This is a genomic window from Streptomyces sp. NBC_00433 (assembly GCA_036015235.1).
Lineage (GTDB): Bacteria > Actinomycetota > Actinomycetes > Streptomycetales > Streptomycetaceae > Actinacidiphila.
Genome location: CP107926.1, coordinates 6,791,037 through 6,809,824, shown reverse-complemented (window position 1 = coordinate 6,809,824; position 18,788 = coordinate 6,791,037). Strand labels below are relative to the sequence as shown.

Here is an 18,788-nt window from a genome sequence, read left to right as displayed (position 1 = left end):
GCTCCCCGGCGGGGCGTACGACGGACACATGACCGACGGGGACGGGGACCCAGCATGGCGACGAAGGACCATCCGGCCGCGGAGCGGTGCCGCGCAGGACGGCAGTGGTGGACGCGCGGCCCGGCCGAGTTCGAGCGGGAGATCGAGCACCTCAAGGCACCGGACGGCGGCGCGCTGATCCCGTGGCTGCTGATGGTGATCGGCCCGGCCACGGACATCGTCAAGGGCGAGGTGCCGATGCCGTGGCTGGCCGCGTCCGGCCTGGTCGCCTTCTGCGTGCTCTACATATCGACGATCAGGTCCGCCTTCGACGCGCGGCTGCGGACCGGCCCGCTGCCCTACCAGCTGCTGTGGGCGCTCGCGGCCGTCACACTGTCGCTGGCGATCGGCTACGGCGACAACTTCATGCTGCTGTTCGTGCTGGTGTCGCTGTGCGCGGGCAGCGTGTCGAGCAGCCGCCGCGGGCTCGGCGTGATGCTTATGCTGCTCAGCGCCAGTGCCGGGACCGTGTCGGGGCTGCACCACGAGGGCTTCTGGAGCACGGCGAGCCTGTCGTACGGCACGTTCCTGTCCGGCCTGGTCGTCTCGGTGATCATCACCCTCTTCCACGCGGTGGACCAGCTCAAGGCGACCCGGCAGGAGCTGGCGCGCAATGCCGTCGCCGAGGAGCGGCTGCGCTTCTCCCGCGACCTGCACGACCTGCTGGGCCACACGCTGTCGGTGGTCGTGGTGAAGGCCGAGGCCGCGCGGCGGTTGGCGCCGCGCGACCTGGACGCGGCGCTGACGCAGGTCGGCGACATCGAGTCGGTCGGCCGCCAGGCGCTCACCGAGATCCGTGAGGCCGTCACCGGCTACCGCGAGGGCAGCCTGTCCACCGAGCTGGACCGGGCGCGCTCGGCGCTGACCGCCTCCGACATCGAGGTCGTCCTCCAGGAGTCGGGCCCGCCGCTGCCGCCGCAGACCGAGGCGCTGCTGGGCTGGGTGGTGCGCGAGGGCGTCACCAACGTCGTACGCCACAGCGGCGCGACCCGGACCGATATCGAACTGCACACGGCCGACGGCCTGGCCCGCCTGACGATCACCGACAACGGCCACGGCCCGCTGTCCGCCGCCGGTGAGGGAGCCACGCTCCAGGCCACCCGCACCGGCACCGGGCTGCGCGGCCTGACCGAACGCCTCGCCGCCGCGGGCGGCTCCCTGACCTCGGGCGCCTCCCCCGGCGGCGGCTTCCGGGTCGCGGCGGTGCTGCCGCTGGGCGAGGACGCCTGACCGGCTGTTTCAGCCGCGGAGGTCGGCGACCAGCCGGAAGCGCTCGAGCACCAGCGGGGTGTCGTCGCCGACGGTGAATCCCGGGTCGTCCAGCGCGGCCCGCATCTCGGGCCCGTGCCAGAAATCCTCGTGCCCGCGCCGCCAGGCTGCGACGCTCTCGTAGCCCTCCCCCTCGTCCACGGCGTGCGCGAGGTCCACCTCCCGCAGCGGCACCACCCGCACCTCGGTGACCTCGATGACGCCCACCCCGCGCCCGTCCGAATCCACCACGACCGCCCGCTCCCCCACCTCGGGCAGCGCCTCCCCCTCGTGCTCGTAGTCGGCGACGACCCCGGTGGTGGACGTCTTGCTCCCGTCCAGCACCGCCGCGACCAGCTGGTCCCGCAGCGGCCCGGGGAAGCCGAACTGGGCCTTGGGCAACGTGTCGGGGTCGAGCCCCGCGTCTGACGCCATGGCGGCATGCTAGCCCGCAGGCCAGGCGGCCAGGACGTCGGCCGGGGACCAGACCACGTCCACCGCCCCCGGGGGCAGGTCGGCGCCGGAGCGGGAGGCGACCACCAGGCCGGTGCTTCCCGGGTCGAAGCCGGGGATCCGCGGGGCGGCGCGGGTGAGTGCGGCGAGGTCGCGGGCGTCGAAGGCGGAGTCCAGCCACTTGATCGAACCGGCGAAGTGCACGGCGCCCGCGACGGGCCCTCGGTCGGCGCCGACGAGGTCGACCTCCGGGTCGAAGCGGCGGTTCCACCACCCGCCGACTGCCTCGGTGTCCGGCCACGGCAGGTCCCCCGCTGTTCCGGCCAGCTCCAGGGACTCCCTGACCAGCGGCTCGACCGCCCGTCCGCGCCAGGTCGACCAGCGCCGCCGCACCACGTCGTAGGCGGAGTCCGACCTGCCCCGGCGGGCCTGCTCCTGCGCGGAGCGCAGCGCGGCCAGGTAGAGGCGCAGGCTGCTGTCCGCCACGCGGTAGAGCGCGGGCTTCCCCGGAGTGGTGGACAGCGGGAGGTCCGCGGCGAGCACCCGCTTCTCGGCGACCAGGCGGTGCAGCAGCGGCGACAGCGCCCCCGAGGCAAGGGAACCCTCCCGGCCGCCTGCCGCGGCGGCGATGTTGGCGTGCGTACGGTCGCCGCTGCCGACCGCCTCCAGGACCCGGCGGGCCTGGTCGGGCGCGGGGAATTCGGCCATCAGCGCGGCCTCGGGCACTCCGAAGAGCGGTGACGCCGGGTCGGCGCACTCGTCCTCGATGAAGGCCGTCGCGGGTGTGCCGTGCGGCCACACCCGCAGGATGCCGGGCAGGCCGCCGGACACCAGGTGCGCGTCGATGGCGTCGGCCGCCTCCAGCCCGAGCGCCCGGCCGGTCTCGGCGGGATTGAGCGGCCCGAGGATCATGGTGTCGGCCCTGCCGTGGAAGGGCCGGTCGTACGCGGTGAGGCGCTCCATCATGTGCAGGTCGCTGCCGAGGAGCAGCAGCAGGACCGGCCGCCTGGCCAGCAGCCGGTCCCACGCGGTCTGCAGCGCACCGTCGAAGAGGTCGTCCTGCTCGGCGAGCCACGGCAGCTCGTCGACGACCACGACGGACGGCCGGTCGGGCAGTACGGAGGCCAGCACCCGGAAGGCGTCGGGCCAGCTGCCCGACCCGCCGCTCGGCACCAGCTCGGGGTCGGTGGGCAGCCCCGACTCCCGCAGCTCCGCGTAGAAGGCGCTCACCGCCTCCACCGGCGAGGCGCCCTTGGTGGCGGTGAAGAAGAGGTACGGCACTTCGACGCGGTCGCAGAATTCCTGCACGAGCCGCGACTTCCCCACCTGCCGCCGCCCGCGCAGCGCGACAGCCGTCCCGGCCCCCGAGTCCGCGACCCGGTCGAGCCGCTTGCGCAGCAGGGCCAGCTCCTGCCGCCGACCGACGAACGTCTCAGCCACTGTCCCGCCCCTTCATTCAGGTAGATTCCATCTACGTAGATTACATCTACCTAGATTGGTTTTACCTGAACCCGCCGCGCTGGCAGCGTGACGTCTTCAGCCCGCCGCCGCGGCCCGTACGGCGTCGAGGATCACCTGGGCGCCCTGGGCGATCAGCTCCGCGGCCAGGGCGGTGCCGAGCTTCTCCGGCTCGGCCGCCGGGCCGGTGCGGTGGGCCGAGACGCGTCGCGTGCCGTCGAGGGAGGTCACCTGGCCGGTCAGGCGGAGGAGGCCGTCGGGGAGGGGCTCGGCGTAGGCGCCGACGGGGACGCTGCAGCCGCCGTGGAGTTCGGCCAGGAAGGCGCGCTCGGCGCGGACCTGGGCGTCGGCCGACGGGTCGCCCGCGGTGGCGAGGATCTCACGTACCGCGGAGTTGTCGGTGCGGACCTGGATTCCCAGGGCGCCCTGGCCGGGGCTCGGCGGGAAGAGGTCGAGGGGGAGGATCTCGCCGATGGCGTCGTCGAGGCCGAGCCGGCGAAGGCCCGCCGCCGCGAGGACGACCGCGTCCAGGCCCTCCGTCTCGATCTTCTTCAGGCGGGGCGGGACATTGCCGCGAATCGGGACGACCTGGAGGTCGGGGCGTACCGCGAGGAGTTGGGCCGCCCGGCGCGCGGCGCCCGTGCCGACCCTCGCCCCCTTGCGCAGTCCGGCGAGCGTCGAGCCGCACAGCGCGTCGGCGACGTCCTCCCTGCCGGGAGGCGGCATCAGCATGAGGCCTGCCGGATTCGACGTGGGGAGGTCCTTGAGCGAGTGGACGACCACGTCCACGTCACCGCGCGACAGCGCCGCCTCCTGCTCCGTGCTGAAGGCGGAGCCGCCGCTCACCGGCGACACCGCGGAGACCGGTGACTTACGGTCCCTGTCGCCGCCTTCCAGGATCACCCGGTGGGTGAAGGTGACGTCGGGGAAACGCTCGCGCAAGGGCCGCAGATATTCCCTTACCTGCGCTTTCGCGAGATTGCTGGCCCGGGAGCCGACGAGGTATTGGGTCACGGTGACCCAAGCTACGCCGCCCGCGGGAGCACTTTTGCAAACACCGTGTCGGCGCGGCGGCCGCGGCCCACGCCGTAGGGCCACGGCGGGCGGCTGGATACGCTGGGCGGGTGACGGACCAGGACAAGCCCGTGCGGGTGCTGCTCGCCGAGGATCAGGGCATGATGCGCGGGGCGTTGGCGCTCCTGTTGGACCTGGAGGACGACATGGAGGTCGTCGCCCAGGTCGCGGCAGGGGATCGGATCGTCGAGGAGGCGCTGGCCGCACGGCCCGATGTGGCGCTGCTCGACATCGAACTGCCGGGGCGCAGCGGGCTGGACGCGGCCGCGGAACTGCGGCGGCTGCTGCCGGAGTGCCAGGTGCTGATCCTCACGACCTTCGGGCGGCCGGGGTATCTGCGGCGGGCGATGGAGGCGGGGGCGGCCGGTTTCCTGGTGAAGGACGGGCCGGTGGAGGAGCTGGCCGGGGCGATCCGGCGGGTGCTGCGGGGCGAGCGGGTCATCGACCCCGCGCTGGCCGCCGCGGCGCTCAGCACGGGCCCGAGCCCGCTGACCCCGCGGGAGCAGGACGTGCTGAACGCGGCGGCGGACGGCGCCACCGTCGCCGACATCGCGGGGCGGCTCTTCCTGTCGGAGTCGACGGTACGCAACTACCTGTCGGCCGCGATCGGCAAGACCGGCACCCGCAACCGCATGGAGGCGCTGCGCACCGCCCGGCAGAACGGCTGGCTCTGACGCGGACCCCGACGCGGGCCGCGGAGGCCGGCGGCACCCGGCGGCCCGTTCGCGTCACCGCGCCCGCGGCACCGGCTTCGGCAGCAGCACCACCAGGCACGTACCGGCCGCGATGAAGGCCGCGCCGATCAGGAAGGCCAGGCCGTAGCCGGCGGACAGGGCGTGGGCGGAGTCGGCGCCGCCCGAGGCGCGGGTGGAGATACGGGACGCGGCCGCCGTCGCGAGGATGGTCAGGCCCAGCGCGCCGCCGAGCTGGCGTGAGGTGTTGAGCAGGCCGGAGACCAGGCCCTGGTCGCCGCGGCCGACGCCCGACATGGCCACGGCGGAGACCGGGGTGAGCAGCATGCCCGCGCCGAGCATGGTCAGGATGCCGGGGCCGAGGATGATGCCGAGGAAGGTGCCGTCCGCGGTGATCCTGCTCTGCCACAGCGCGCCCGCGACCGCGACCACGCCGCCGGCCGCGGCGATCAGCCGGGCGTCGAAGCGGCCCATCAGCCGCGGGGCGAGCTTGGAGCCGATGATGATCGCGACGGTGTGCGGGAGGAAGGACAGGCCGGTGCGTATCGGGCTGTAGTGCAGCACCTGTTGCATGTAGAGGGACAGGAAATACCAGGTGGCGAAGGTCGCGGCGCCCGCTGTGAAGAGCACCGTGTTGGCCGAGGACACCGAGCGGATGCTGAACAGCCGCAAGGGGATGAGCGGTTGGGCGGTACGCGCCTCGACCGCGGTGAACAGCGCGAGGATCGCGAGCCCGCCGATCAGCGGGCCGAGCGACACCGCCGAGGTCCAGCCGTGCGACTCGGTCTGCGCGATGCCGAAGGCGATGGCGGCGACGCCGCCGGTGACCAGGACCGCGCCCGGGACGTCGAGCCGGCGGACGGTGGCGCCCCGGCTCTCGGTCAGCCACAGGGCCGCGCCGACCAGGACCAGCGCGCCGATGGGCACGTTGACCAGCAGCACCCAGCGCCAGGACAGCAGGTCGGTGAGCAGCCCGCCGACCAGGCCGCCGGCCGCGCCGCCGCCGGCGCCGACCGCGGTCCAGGTGCCGATGGCCCGGGTCCGCTCGGGGCCCTCGGGGAAGGAGGTGGTGAGGATGGACAGCGTGGTCGGGGCGAGCACCGCCGAGCCGAGGCCCTGCATCACGCGGGCGGTGATCAGCATCGAGGGGCTCTGGGCGAGGCCGCCGGCCAGGCTGGCGGCGGTGAAGAGCGCGAGGCCGGTGAGGAAGGTGCGCTTGCGTCCGAAGAGGTCGGCGGCCCGGCCGCCGAGGAGCAGGAAGCCCGCGAAGGCGAGCGCGTAACCGTTGACCACCCACTGCTGGCCGGTCTCGCCGAAGCCGAGGGCGCCGCGCATCGACGGCAGCGCGACATTGACGACGGACACGTCGAGCACGACGAGGAACTGTCCCGCACAGACCGCGAGCAGCACCGCCCACGCCGGTGGCGCGGCGCGCTTCGTGCCGGGTTCGGTGGGATTGGTGGGTCCTGTCGGGGTGCGCTGTCCGATGGCTTCACTCACGGCATCCATGCTGCCGTGCCAACTGCCCCCGCGGCATCGGCATTTCGCCCTACGACCAGCGGTCCGGGCCACCGCGACCAGCCGCTTCGTAGGATGCCGGGATGACTGACGCGCTCGCGGCGTTCGAGGCCGCCAAGGGGTTCATGCCCGCCGACGAGGGCCTGGCGCTCCACGAGGCGGCGCAGAAGGCCGCCGCCGGCCTGGGGCTGCCACTGCTCGAAGTCGGCACCTACTGCGGGCGGTCCACGATCCTGCTGGCGGACGCGGCCCGGCAGGCGGGCACGGTCGTGGTGACCGTGGACCACCACAGGGGCAGCGAGGAGCAGCAGCCCGGCTGGGAATACCACGACCCGTCGCTGGTCGACCCGCACACCGGCCTGATCGACACCGTGCCGCACTTCCGCCGCACCCTGCACGCGGCCGGACTCGAAGAGCACGTGGTCGCCGTGGTGGGGCGGTCGCCGCAGGTGGCGGCGCTGTGGACGCGGCCCTTCAGCCTGGTCTTCATCGACGGCGGGCACACCGACGAGCACGCGACGGCCGACTACGAGGGCTGGGCGCCCCGGGTCGCCGAGGGCGGGCTGCTGGCGATCCACGACGTCTTCGCCGACCCCGCCGACGGCGGCCAGGCGCCTTACCGCGTCTACCGCCGCGCGCTGGAGTCCGGCGCCTTCGTCCGGGAAGCGGAGACCCGCTCCCTCCAGCTGTTGCGGAGAGTGACCGGCAGCGTCGTACGGTAGTACCGCCGCCGATCCGCGGGCCGGTTCACCGGGGGCGGTGCCGGGCGGCGAGAAGGGCCGATAGAGTCGCGGGCGTGTTCAGCAACGAGTCACACGGGGGCGCTCGGGGCCGGTCGCTGGTCATCACCGCGGTGGTGGTGGCCGTGGCGCTGGTGGCGGGCTGGTTCGTGTACGACGCGCAGCGCGGGTCCGACGCCGGCCCGGTGGCCGGCCGCGGCCCCGCAGGCACGCCGTCCGCCGCGCCCACGGCGACGCGGAGGCAAGGCGCCCCGGTGGCGCAGGGTGACGTGAGCGCCGCCCCGGGGGCGACCTCGTCCGCCGCGCCCCGCGGGGACCTGGCGGGCAGGACCGTCGTCATCGACCCGGGGCACAACCTCGGCGACGCCGCGCACACCGCCGAGGTGAACAAGCTCGTCGACATCGGCACCAACCGAAAGGCGTGCGACACCACCGGCACCGAGACCGATGCCGGCTATCCCGAGGCGGCCTACACCCTCGACGTCGCCCACCGCGTGCGGACGCTGCTGCTCGCGCGCGGCGCGAAGGTCGTGCTGACCCACGACGGCGACCGGGCCTGGGGCCCGTGCGTGGACGAGCGGGCCAGGATCGGCAATGCCGCACACGCGGACGCGGCCCTGTCGATCCACGCGGACGGCGCCCCCGCCGACAAGTTCGGCTTCCACGTCATCGCGCCCAGGTCCGTGCACAAGGGCGCGGCCGACACCCGGGCCGTCGCGGCGCCCTCGCTGCTGCTGGCGACCACGCTGCGGTCGCACTTCCACACCGCCACGGGCGAACCGCTCGCCAACTACCTGGGCGGCAAAGGCCTGACGATTCGCGACGACCTCGGCGGCCTCAACCTCACACGGGTGCCGAAGGTCTTCATCGAATGCGGCAACATGCGCAATGCGCATGACGCCGCCGCGTTGACGAACGCCGCCTGGCGGCAGCAGGCTGCGCAGGGGATCGCCGACGGAATCACCGCCTTCCTTGAAGGGAAGAGGTGACAGGGCTGTAGCAGTCCGGTATGGATCGTGCACCAATGCCCATACCCGGCCACCCGGCCAAGATCGTCCTCGTACCATGGGGCACCGCCCCGAGTGGCCCAAGAGAACTGACAGAACTGACAAAGGACAGGACCTGACGTGAACATCCGCTCCCTGACCCGAGGAGACGGCGCGGTGATCGGAGCAGCGGTGCTGCTTCTGATCGCCTCCTTCCTGCCGTTCTACAGCGTGGGGTCCGAGTCCCGGAACCTGTGGCACTCGGACTGGTTCCCGACCCTGCCGTCGGTCACGCTGGCGGCGCTCGTGGCGGCCGGCGCCGTACTCCTGGCACGCGCACCGCAGTTCAACGGCAAGCAGGTGCTCGGGCTGTCGTTCGACCAGTGGGCCGTGTCGCTGTCGATCTTCGTGGGCTGGTCGGCCGTGTGGGCGACGCTCTTCCACAACCCCGACGGCGTCGACAAGGGCTCGGGCAACTGGCTGACCCTGCTGTTCGGCGTGGCCATCGCCGTCGCCGCACCGCTCTCCAGCCGGCTGCCGGCGCTCAAGGCCCCGCTGATGGGCACCCCTTCGCCGGCCGGCCAGCAGCAGCCCTACGCGGTGGGCGGTGCCGCACCCTACGGCGCCGCGCCCCAGCAGGCCGGCTACGGCTACCCGGGCGGCGCGCAGTCCGTCGACCCGGCCTTCGGCCAGCAGCAGCCCTACGGCGGCCAGGCCGCCGCGCAGCAGACGCCCGCCGCGACTCCGGCGCCGTCGCCGGACTTCACCGCGTTCTGGTTCGCGGTGCCGGTGCCGCGCCCGCTGTTCGCCGAGGACAACTCCGGTGCGCAGATCGCCGAACTGACCCCGGGCACCTGGTACCTGGCCGTCGACCAGCGCGGCTCCGCGCTGATCGCGCAGACCCAGGACGGCCGTCGCGGTGTGCTGCAGGACAGCAGCGGCATCCAGCGCGGCTGAACCGTATCTCCACAGGCGCCACAGGTAACGGCGACGGCGGCCGGCCACCCGCGGGGGTGGCCGGCCGCCGTCGCCGTTACCTGTGCGGTCACGAGGGCGCCGCGCCCGATCGCACATCCGCGCGACCGCCGTGCGTCCGAGTGGTTTCAACCACCCGATCGGGGCAAGGCGGCTGCCATGGCCAGACGGTATGGCGGCAACCCCGCCGCGGCGATCATCCTCATCGCCGCAGACATCGCAGTTCTGATCCTCGTCCTGTGGATACTCTTCTTCGTCTTCGACGCCAACCGGGCGAACGACCTGGTCAACTGGGTCCACCACTCGGCCAATTGGCTGGCGGGATGGTCGAAGGACCTCTTCACCGTGGACAACGCCAAGTGGCGCACCGTGCTCAACTACGGCCTGCCCGCGGTCGTCTACAGCGTGATAGCCCATGCGATCGTAGGCCGGGTCAACCGGGCCTGAGCGCCCGGTGACCCCTCAGAGCCGGGGCGGACAGCAGGCGGGCGCGAGCCCGTTCGGCAGCCGCTCCGCCCCGAAGACGGCGGTGGTCGCCTCGTCCCCCCCGAGTGCGGCCACCGCCAACAGCACGGCCCCCGCCGTCCAGGTGGTCCGCTCCACGGGCCACACGGCGTCGTCGTCGAAGACGTAGCCGGTCCAGTACAGGCCGTCGTCCGCCCGCAGATGCTGCATGTCGGCGAGCAGCCGCACCGCACGGTCCGACTCGCCCACCGCCCACAGCGTCAGGGCGAGTTCGGCGGTCTCGCCGCCGGTCACCCACGGGTTCGGCAGCACGCAGCGCACCCCGAGGCGGGGCACCACGAACCGCTGCCAGCCCTCCTCGATCCGCGCCAGCGCCCGCGGGCCGCGCAGCGCGCCGGACAGCACCGGGTAATACCAGTCCATCGAATAGCGGCTCTTGTCGAGGAAGCGCTCGGGGTGCCGGCGGATCGCGTGCCCGAGCGCGCCGGTCGCCAACTCCCAGTCGGGCTGCGGCTCCTCGCGGTGCTCGGCGATGGCCAGCGCGCAGCGCAGGGCCTGGTGCACCGACGAACTCCCGGTCAGCAGCGCGTCGGTGACCACCGCGCCGCCGTCCTCGGCCGCCTCGCGCTTCCAGCCGATCTGCCCGCCGGGCTGCTGCAGCGCCAGCACGAACTCCACCGCGGCCACCACGGTCGGCCAGATCCGCTCGATAAAGGCGTCGTCGCCGGTGGACAGGTAGTGGTGCCAGGCGCCGACGGCGAGATACGCGCAGAAGTTGGACTCCCGCGAGCGGTCCGTCGGCCGGGCCGGATCCCCGTCCTGGTAGGCGGCGAACCACCCGCCGTCCGCGTCCTGGTGGCGCACCAGCCAGTCGTACGCTGCCCCGGCGGCCTCGTGCTCGCCGGCCGCGTCCAGCGCCATGGCCGCCTCGATGTGGTCCCACGGGTCGAGGTGGTGCCCGGGGAACCACGGGATGGCCCCGTCGGGACGCTGCACGGCGAGCACCGCGTCGACGGTCCGCGCGGCCTGCTCCGCGGTCAACACGCCGGGCAGCGCCAGCCGTTCCGTCTTGCGCTGCCCGCGGTCGGCCCGGGTCACCTGGCGGCGTCCTGCGGCAGCCTGGGCTTGGTCGCGTAGGCCACGAAGCTCTTGCCGATCAGCGGGTTGAGCGCCTGGTCGGCGACCCTGGTGGCCAGCGGCTTCTTCATGATGTCCCAGACCAGCAGCTTGTGGTAGAGCTTCACCGGCAGCGCCTTGTCGTTGTCGACGCCGACCGCGCACTTGATCCACCAGTACGGTGCGTGCAGCCCGTGCGCATGGTGCGTACCGTACGGCCGCAGGCCCGACTCCCGCATCCGCTCCAGCAGTTGGTCGGCCTTGTAGATGCGGATGTGGCCGCCCTCGACCTCGTGGTAGGCGTCGGACAGCGCCCAGCACACTTTCTCGGGACCGTAGCGCGGCACGGTCACCGCGATGCGCCCGCCGGGCCGCAGCACCCGCACCATCTCGGCGAGCACGCCCTTGTCGTCGGGGATGTGCTCCATCACCTCGGAGATGATGACGACGTCGAAGGTGTCGTCGGGGAAGGGCAGTTGGAGCGCGTCCCCCTCCATGGCGGTCGCGGACGCCCCGGCCGGCGCCTCGCCGGCCTCCTCCATCGCCGCGAACCACTTCGCGACCTCGCGGATCTCGTCCCCGTTGCGGTCCAGCGCGATGACGCGGGCGCCGCGCCGGTAGCACTCGAAGGCGTGCCGGCCGCCGCCGCAGCCGAGGTCCAGCACGTGGTCGCCTGCGGCGACGGGGAAGCGGGTGAAGTCGACGGTCAGCATGTGCTGCTCCCCATTCCGGGTGCCCCGGAGGCTGATCCGGTTGCGCCGGGTGCGTTTTCGTTCCGAGCGAGCCCCTCCGGGGCGGGGTTGCTTTCGCGTTCGGGCGCGAGCCCCTCGACGGGGGTGCCTTCGCGCTCGGGCGCCAGCCCCTCGACGGGGGTGCCTTCGCGCTCGGGCGCCAGCCCCTCGACGGGGGTGCCTTCGCGCTCGGGCGCCAGCCCCTCAGGGGCGCGGGGAACTGCGCGCTCAGCCCTCGACCGGCCGGTGGTCCGGATCAGACCGAACAGCCCCTTTCGGCCGGTGGCGACCCGCGCGCCCGGTGGGGGCTGGTCGCGCAGTTCCCCGCGCCCCTGAGGGGCTGGCGGTCCGACCGCACGCGACGGTGAGTGGGGGTGGTCGCGCCCACGCGGCGCCGGCCGCAGATCAGACGCAGCCCCGCGCCCGCGGAGGGCGCCGCCCTGCTGGGCGATCGCTTCGCGATAGAGCTCTGCCGTGGCGGCCGCGGCGCGGGTCCAGGTGAAGTGGGCCAGGACGCGGGCGCGGCCCGCGGTCGCGAGGCGGTGGCGGAGGGCCGGGTCGGAGAGGGCCAGGTCGAGTGCGGCGGCCAGGGCGCCGGCGTCGCCCGGGGGCACGGCCAGGCAGGTCTCGCCGTCGGGCCCTGCGACCTCGGGGACGGCGCCGCCGGTGGTGGCCACCAGCGCGGTGCCCGTGGCCATCGCCTCGGCGGCGGGGAGCGAGAAGCCCTCGTAGAGCGACGGCACGCACGCCACCTCGGCGCTGCGGATCAGGTCGACCAGCTCGGCGTCGCTGATGCCCTTGACGAAGTCGACCGCGTCCTCCAGGCCGAAATCGCCGATCGCGTCGGCGACGGGCCCGCTCTCCGGGCGGTTGCCGACCACCACGAGGTGCGCGGCGGGCTGCTGGACGCGGAGCTTGGCCAGCGCCTCGACCAGGAAGACCAGGCCCTTGAGCGGTACGTCCGCGCTGGACGTGGTGACGATACGGCCCGGCACCTCGGCGACCGCCGGGTCCGGCGAGAAGAGCCGGGTGTCGGCGCCGATCGGCACGGTGTGGATGCGCTCGGGGCGCACCCCCAGGTCCGCGGTGATCTCGGCGCTGGACGAGCCCGACACGGTGAGCACCGACGGCAGCCGCCCGGCCACCCGCTTCTGCATCCGCGTGAAGCCGTACCAGCGCCGTATCGACGCCCGCCGCTTCCAGTCGGGCGCCGCCGCGAGGTCGAGGCGGCGGTCCACGGTGATCGGGTGGTGCACGGTGGTGACCAGCGGCAGTCCGAGGCCGAGCAGGCCGTAGCCGAGCGTCTGGTTGTCGTGGACGACGTCGAAGTCGGCGCGGCGGGCCGCCAGATGCCGCCTGGCGCGCAGGCTGAAGGTCAGCGGCTCGGGAAAGCCGCCGGTCCACATCGTGGCGACCTCGAGCGCGTCGATCCAGTCGCGGTATTCCGCGCGCTTCGGCGTGCGGAAGGGGTCGGGCTGCCGGTAGAGGTCGAGGCTGGGCAGCTCGGTGAGGGTGACGCCGTCACCGAGCGCGTCCAGGACGGGGTAGGGCTGCGCGCCTATCACCTCGACGCTGTGGCCGAGGGCGGCCAGCTCGCGGGACAGGTGCCGGACGTAGACGCCCTGGCCGCCGCAGTAGGGATTGCCCTTGTAGCTGAGCAGCGCGATCCGTAGCGGCCTGGCCTCTGCCGTCACTCCCGGCCCCCTTCGCAGCGATAGAGCCGGAGCGTAACCGGTCGCGCTAATCTAGAACAAGTTTCAGACTCGATGGTACAGACGGCGAGTCCACCGGCAAGCGGACGGGGTCCCCACGGCCCCCGGCCCCGCGCGCGCCGGAGCCGCGTGTGACGGATGGAAGTACGTATGGGCCGCATCACCGCTTTGACCGTACGCCAGGAGGCCAGGCGGCGGCGCATCCTGGACGCCAGCACCCGGCTCGCCGCCGGCGGCGGCTTCGACGCGGTCCAGATGCGGGAGGTCGCCGAGGAGTCGGGCGTCGCCCTCGGCACGCTCTACCGCTACTTCCCGTCCAAGATCCACCTGCTGGTCGCCGTCATGCAGGACCAGCTCGGCCTGCTGCACGCCACGCTCCGCGACCGGCCCCCGACGGCCGCGAGCCCGGGGGAGCGGGTCGCGGAGACCCTGCTGCGGGCTTTCCGCGCCCTGCAGCGGGAACCGCTGCTCGCCGACGCGATGGTGCGGGCGGTGATCTTCGCCGACCGCTCGGTCCGCCTTGAGGTCGACACGGTCTCCGTCCTCACCCGGGCGATCATCCTCGACGCGATGCGGCTCGGCGCCGAGCCGACACCCGATCTGCTGTCCGCGGTCCGCGTGGTCGAGCACACGTGGCACGCCACGCTCGTCAGCTGGCTCGCGGACCGCTCCCCGGTCACCCAGGTCCGCCAGGACATCAGGACGGTCTGCCGGCTGATCCCCCCTCCCTCCGGGTGAGGCCGCGGGTCACGGCCCGAACGACGCCGGTGTGAGCTTCGGTGCGGCCGGCAGGGCGCGGTCGCGGACCGGGGTCGGGAGGCGGCGGGCGATGCGGACGGTGCGGGCGTCGGGGCCGACCAGGTAGCGGGGGCGGCGGGCGGTGAGGGCGCGGTGGACGGCGTCGACCGCCGCGTCGACCGGGGAGCTCGGCGGCCGCCACGGAGGTCCACCGAGCCGGGGCTGACCGAGCTGTTCGACGACTGGGAGGGCGAGGTGCGCCGGCTGACCGCGGTGCTGCGCGGGCAGGCGGCGTACGAGATGGACAACCCGCGGTTCGCCGAGCTGATCGGGGCGTTGCTCGGGGCGAGCCCGCTCTTCCGGGAGCTGTGGGCGGCGCACGACGTACAGGCCTTCAGGACCTCGACGCGGCGCTTCCACCCCCCGGTGGTCGGCCGACTCGATCTGACCTACGTGCGGTTGGCGGTGGGGGACGATCCCGGCCGCAGTGTGGTGGTGCATCTCCCCGAGCCGGGTTCGCCGTCGCAGCAAGGGCTGCGGAGCCTGGTGGGGCGTCAGCCATAGCGCGTCAACTCTTCCCAGGGAAGGCGTATTCGGATTGCGCCGCGCGCCCCCCGAGCGCATCGGATCGCCGCCGACTGCGCCCCTGATGACCGGAATTCGGGTCCTCCGCTGCATCCCGCGGGGGTAGAACCGAAGGGGACATTTGGGAGTGTGCTCCTGCGGGGATCGGTGCGACAACACAAGGGGAAAGCCGAGTTGATACGCGTGCTGGTGACCCATGACACGAGCCTGCTGCGATCCGCCCTCGCGGCGTTATTGGGAAAGGAGCCGGATTTCGAGGTGACCGACACCGAGTGGCATCGGCGGGAGGAGAACGGTCGGCTGCACGGGCCGCACGTCTGCGTGGTCGACGCGGACTGTCCGGGCTGGCGGCGGCACACGGACAGGGCGATGGCGCCGTCGATCGGATCCCGCCCGGCAGGGAGCGACTGCGCCCTGATCGTCCTCACCAGCGGCGGGAAGCCGGGCAATCTGCGACGCGCCTATCGGGCCGACGCGCTGGGCTTCGTCAACAAGGACCGCTCGGCGGACCGGTTGCCCGCAGCAGTGCGCCAAGTGGCCCAGGGGAAACGGTTCGTCGACGAGTCGCTCGCGGTGGAATTCCTCCAGGCCGCCGACATGCCGCTGACACCGCGGGAGTTGAGCGTGCTGTCGCTGAGCGCGGAGGGCGCGTCGGTGACGGAGATAGCCCGCAGCCTGCACCTGTGCAATGGCACGGTGCGCAACTACCTGGCGGCGATCACCCGGAAGACCGGCGCGCGCAACCGGGTCGACGCCATACGCATATCGCGCTTCGCGGGCTGGCTCTGAGCGGTCGCCGTCAGGATGTGGCCGCCCAGGCGGCGGCGAGGTCGTGGTAGAGCGGGGAGCCGGCGAGCAGGTCCGCGTGCGGGCCGCAGGCGGTGTCGGCGCCGTCCAGGACGAGCGTGCGGTCCGCGCGGCGGGCGGAGCTGATGCGGTGGGCGATCACGACCAGGGTGGTCGCGGGGCGGTCGGCGAAGGCGCGTTCCGCGCATGCCTCGGCCACCGGGTCGAGATGGCAGGTGGCCTCGTCCAGCACGACGATCCCGGCGGGCGCGAGATACGTGCGGGCCAGCGCGAGCAGTTGCCGCTCCCCGCTCGACAGCGCGCCCGGGTCGACCTGCCCCTCCGGCCCGCCGAGCGCGTCGACCAGTGCCGCGGCGCCCACCGCGGCGGCCGCGGCGGTGACCAGGGCCGGGGTGGTGTGCCCGCGGAGGTAGCCGACGTTCTCGGCGACGGTCCCGCGGAAGACGTACGCCTCCTGCGGCACGAGCGCGACAGGGCCGGCCCGCCGCATCTCCCCCTCCCCCGGCGGGAGCAGCCCGGCGATCACCCCCGCGAGGGTGGACTTCCCGGCCCCGCTCGGGCCGACGACCGCCAGGTGCTCGCCTGCGCCGACGGCCAGGTCCAGCGACCGCAGCACCGGTTCGGCGCCGGGGCCGTAGGCGAAGCCGACCCCGCGCAGTTCGAGGGCGGTCCCCGGGCTGGGCGCGGGTCCCGCCTGCGCGGGCAGCGCACCGGCGGCCTTCCCCTCGGCGGCCGCGGGCTCGCCGGTGAGGCGGGCCAGGACGACGCCCAGGCGGGTACCCGCGATGCCCAGCGTGTGGACCAGGTTCTGGAGCGCGGGTTGCAGGGACTGCGTCAGGTAGGCGAAGGCGCCGAGGAGGGCGCCGGGGGTGACGCGGTGGGAGGAGAGGAGCCAGGGGGTGGTCACCAGCAGCAGCACGACGGGGAGTTGGCCGCCGACGGCGAGGGCGGCGGTGCGCAGGACGCCCCAGACGGCGAGTGCGCGGGCCGCGCGCTGTGCCGCGTCGATACGCCGCTCCGCCCGCTGGGCCATCGGCTGCTGCGCCCCGCACGCGGTGATGTCGCGCAGGCCGCCCGCGAGGCTGCCGCACTCCTCGGCGACGGCCTCGTCGGCGGCGAGGAAGCGGCGCTGGCGGTGGGCGAGCGGGCGCAGGGCGAGCGCGAAGAGCGCGGTGCCCGCGGCCAGTGGCGGCAGCACCACCAGGAGCAGGACGGGCGCGAGCGCGATCATGCCGGCGAGGGCGCCCGCGGCGGTGAAGACGAAGGACCGCAGCACCATCACGATGCCGCCGAGGGAGTCCCTGGCGATCTCGACTTGGTGGGTGAGCCGCGACACCACGGCAGAGTCGGCGGGCCGGCCGCCGCCGCGGACGGCGCCGCCGACCGCGGCGCGCAGGCCGCGCCGCACGACGTGGCCGACCAGCCGGTCCCGCAGCGGCTCCACGAGGGCGGCGACCGCGCCGAAGACCCGCGTGGCGCCGTACGCCCCGACGGGTACGGCGGCCGCCGCGAGTGCCAGCCACCACAGGCCCGTGCCCTGCCTCCCTCGCAGGAAGCCCTGGTCCATGGCGTGCGCGAGGGCGAAGCCGAAGAGGAAGGTCTGCCCGGCCTCCAGGACAGACCAGCCGAGCAGCACCGCGACGACGGCGCCGCGGCCGCGGACGCAGTCCCTGATCCTGATCTCATCCATCGGAATCGTCCTGGTAGTCCCCGAAGAGTGCCCGGTAGTCGGCGTCGGCCCACAGCACGCCGTGCGGTGCCAGCGCCCGGACGCGCCCGGCGTCGAGCCAGGCGACCAGGTCGGCGCGGGCGGCGGTCGAGGCGCGGTGGGTGGTGAGCAGCCTGGTGCGGTGCGCGTGGTCGTGGAAGAGGGCGCGGGCGACGCGGACTTCGGTGACGGTGTCGAGGCTGGAGGTCGCGTCGTCCAGTACGAGCAGCCGCCCCGGGTGGGCGAAGGCCCTTGCCAGGCCGAGGCGTTGGATCTCGCCGCCGGAGAAGGGGGCGCGGGTGCGGGCGGTGGCGTAGCCGTCGGGCAGCAGGCGTACGAAGCCGTCGGCCTCGGCGGCGCGGGCTCCTTGCGTGACGCGGTCGAGGGGCAGCGGGTGCGGCCCGAAGGCGATGGCGTCGGCGATGGTGTCGCCGAGCAGCACCGGGCGCTCGAAGGCGTAGCCGACGGCGTCCCGCAGCGCGGGCAGGGACAGTTCGGGCAGCGGGCAGCCGTCGAGCAGGACGGTGCCGCTGTCGGGGTCGGCCAGCCGCCCGGCGAGCGCGGCCAGTACGGACTTGCCCGCGCCCGAGCGGCCCACCACGGCCACGCAGCTCCCGCCGGGCACGGTCAGGTCGAGCCCGTCCAGCACGGTCTCGGCGCCGCGGACCGCGGTGACCTCGCGCAGCTCCAGGGTGCCCGGCCCGTGCTTCGGCAACTGCCGCTCCCCGTGGGCGGGCAGGGCCACGGCCAGCACCTCGTCGACCCGGCCCGCGGCGGCCCTGCCCTTGACGACGGCGCCCAACTGGCCGACGACGACGCCGATCCCGGTGGCCAGCAGGACGTAGCGGCTGGCCGCGAGCAGGTCGCCGACGCTCAGCGCACCGGTGGACAGCCTGACGCCGCCGACGGCGAGCACGGTGATCTGCAAAAGCGGCACGAGCACCGCGGCCTGGGCCGTCGCCCGGCCCTGGACGCGCCACATCCGCCTTCCCTGGGCGGCGAGTTCGGGCAGCGGTGCCAGGACGCGGGTGTTCTCCCGCTCCTCGGTTCCGGCGGCGGCGATGGTGCGCGCGCCGCCGAGGGCCTCCATCAGCAGGGTGGCGATCCGGCCCTGGGCGGTCTGGTAGGCGGTGACGCAGTCGGAGGACGCCCGCGCGAAGCGCCGCACCAGCAACGTCAGCAGCGGTGCGCCGGCGAGGAAGGCGACGGCGAGCCACACGTCGGTCAGGGCGAGCGCGACGATGCCGCCGATCGGCACGGCCAGCGCCGCGGGGAGCGCCGCGGCGGCCGCGGGGGTCGCGGCGGCGTCCGCGGCATTGCCGACCATCCGGGTGACCAGGTCCCCGGTCCCCTGCCCGGCCGCGCGCGGCCCGGCCGCCAGCATGTGCCGTACGGTGCGGCGCCGGATTCCGGCCGCGGCGCGGGCGTTGGTGAGGCCGGCGAGCAGGTCCTCGCCGGCCGCGGTCGCCGTCTGCGCCCCGACGACCAGCGCGCACAGCGCGACCCAGCGGGTGGCGTCCGCGCCGCGCAGCAGCTGGTCCAGGGCGTGGCCGAGGGCGAAGGGCAGCACGAGTTCGAGCCCGGCCGACAGCAGCCCGAGCCCGGTGACGCCCAGGAACCTTCCGGCGTCCTGCCGCGCGGTGTCGGCCACGACCGCCATGTCCTCGTCCCCTTCCCGCGCGATGGGCGTTGTGCGAAACGCTGAAGCCCCGGGCGGCCCGGCGGGCCGGGCCGCCCGGGGCG

Annotated in this window: 17 protein-coding genes and 1 pseudogene; 9 read left to right on the top strand and 9 right to left on the bottom strand. The window is 74.1% G+C overall.

Annotated elements, in window-relative coordinates:
- The first annotated feature begins 54 nt into the window (after positions 1-54).
- On the top strand, positions 55-1,269 hold the full coding sequence (locus OG900_29040; GenBank protein ID WUH93763.1) for a sensor histidine kinase: 1,215 nt from the start codon (positions 55-57) through the stop codon (positions 1,267-1,269).
- 9 nt (positions 1,270-1,278) lie between these two features.
- Here the strand turns inward: OG900_29040 and OG900_29035 are convergent, their stop codons facing one another.
- From OG900_29035 to hemC, 3 genes are all read right to left on the bottom strand, one after another.
- Positions 1,279-1,722: an ASCH domain-containing protein gene (locus OG900_29035; GenBank protein WUH93762.1), complete on the bottom strand. Its 444-nt coding sequence runs from the start codon at positions 1,720-1,722 to the stop codon at positions 1,279-1,281.
- Positions 1,723-1,731: 9 nt separating this feature from the next.
- Entirely contained in the window at positions 1,732-3,180 is a 1,449-nt protein-coding gene (locus tag OG900_29030; GenBank protein ID WUH93761.1) for an ATP-binding protein, read from the bottom strand.
- Positions 3,181-3,276: 96 nt separating this feature from the next.
- Entirely contained in the window at positions 3,277-4,212 is a 936-nt protein-coding gene (hemC, locus tag OG900_29025) for a hydroxymethylbilane synthase (GenBank protein ID WUH93760.1), read from the bottom strand.
- Positions 4,213-4,322: 110 nt separating this feature from the next.
- Between hemC and OG900_29020 the strand changes: the two genes are divergently transcribed.
- A complete protein-coding gene (locus tag OG900_29020) occupies positions 4,323-4,946 on the top strand; it encodes a response regulator transcription factor (protein ID WUH93759.1) in 624 nt (207 codons plus the stop codon).
- 54 nt (positions 4,947-5,000) lie between these two features.
- Here the strand turns inward: OG900_29020 and OG900_29015 are convergent, their stop codons facing one another.
- Positions 5,001-6,374 (bottom strand): MFS transporter, encoded by a 1,374-nt coding sequence (locus OG900_29015; protein ID WUH95970.1) that lies wholly within the window; start codon positions 6,372-6,374, stop codon positions 5,001-5,003.
- A 191-nt stretch (positions 6,375-6,565) separates the two neighbouring features.
- Here OG900_29015 and OG900_29010 point away from each other — a divergent pair, with 191 nt between their 5' ends.
- The 4 genes from OG900_29010 (at position 6,566) to OG900_28995 (ending at position 9,630) form a co-directional block, all read left to right on the top strand.
- Entirely contained in the window at positions 6,566-7,204 is a 639-nt protein-coding gene (locus OG900_29010; GenBank protein WUH93758.1) for a class I SAM-dependent methyltransferase, read from the top strand.
- A gap of 74 nt (positions 7,205-7,278) precedes the next feature.
- Positions 7,279-8,211, top strand: a complete 933-nt coding sequence (locus tag OG900_29005; GenBank protein ID WUH93757.1) for an N-acetylmuramoyl-L-alanine amidase — start codon at positions 7,279-7,281, stop codon at positions 8,209-8,211.
- 138 nt (positions 8,212-8,349) lie between these two features.
- Positions 8,350-9,165, top strand: a complete 816-nt coding sequence (locus OG900_29000) for a hypothetical protein (GenBank protein WUH93756.1) — start codon at positions 8,350-8,352, stop codon at positions 9,163-9,165.
- 177 nt (positions 9,166-9,342) lie between these two features.
- Positions 9,343-9,630 (top strand): hypothetical protein, encoded by a 288-nt coding sequence (locus OG900_28995; GenBank protein WUH93755.1) that lies wholly within the window; start codon positions 9,343-9,345, stop codon positions 9,628-9,630.
- A gap of 15 nt (positions 9,631-9,645) precedes the next feature.
- Here the strand turns inward: OG900_28995 and OG900_28990 are convergent, their stop codons facing one another.
- From OG900_28990 to OG900_28980, 3 genes are read right to left on the bottom strand one after another with little or no spacing between them, the layout of a single operon-like run.
- Complete coding sequence (locus OG900_28990) at positions 9,646-10,746, bottom strand: prenyltransferase (protein WUH93754.1); 1,101 nt, start codon at positions 10,744-10,746, stop codon at positions 9,646-9,648.
- Positions 10,743-11,477, bottom strand: coding sequence for a class I SAM-dependent methyltransferase (locus tag OG900_28985; protein ID WUH93753.1), 735 nt, complete (start codon positions 11,475-11,477; stop codon positions 10,743-10,745). The genes OG900_28990 and OG900_28985 overlap by 4 nt, the downstream gene beginning before the upstream one ends.
- Positions 11,471-13,207 carry a glycosyltransferase family 4 protein gene (locus OG900_28980; protein ID WUH95969.1) on the bottom strand — a complete coding sequence of 579 codons (1,737 nt, stop codon included), beginning with the start codon at positions 13,205-13,207 and terminating at the stop codon, positions 11,471-11,473. Before OG900_28980 ends, OG900_28985 begins: the two co-directional genes overlap by 7 nt.
- A gap of 150 nt (positions 13,208-13,357) precedes the next feature.
- Between OG900_28980 and OG900_28975 the strand changes: the two genes are divergently transcribed.
- From OG900_28975 to OG900_28965, 3 genes are all read left to right on the top strand, one after another.
- Positions 13,358-13,945, top strand: a complete 588-nt coding sequence (locus OG900_28975) for a TetR family transcriptional regulator (GenBank protein WUH93752.1) — start codon at positions 13,358-13,360, stop codon at positions 13,943-13,945.
- A 153-nt stretch (positions 13,946-14,098) separates the two neighbouring features.
- Positions 14,099-14,509 carry a hypothetical protein gene (locus OG900_28970; protein WUH93751.1) on the top strand — a complete coding sequence of 137 codons (411 nt, stop codon included), beginning with the start codon at positions 14,099-14,101 and terminating at the stop codon, positions 14,507-14,509.
- A gap of 210 nt (positions 14,510-14,719) precedes the next feature.
- Positions 14,720-15,319 (top strand): response regulator transcription factor, encoded by a 600-nt coding sequence (locus OG900_28965; GenBank protein WUH93750.1) that lies wholly within the window; start codon positions 14,720-14,722, stop codon positions 15,317-15,319.
- 37 nt (positions 15,320-15,356) lie between these two features.
- On the opposite strand, the pseudogene OG900_28960 reads toward OG900_28965, so the two are convergent.
- Both OG900_28960 and OG900_28955 read right to left on the bottom strand, forming a co-directional pair.
- Positions 15,357-17,027, bottom strand: a pseudogene (locus OG900_28960) (ATP-binding cassette domain-containing protein).
- Entirely contained in the window at positions 17,020-18,705 is a 1,686-nt protein-coding gene (locus OG900_28955; protein ID WUH93749.1) for an ABC transporter ATP-binding protein/permease, read from the bottom strand. The pseudogene OG900_28960 and the gene OG900_28955 overlap by 8 nt, the downstream one beginning before the upstream one ends.
- Positions 18,706-18,788 lie beyond the last annotated feature (83 nt).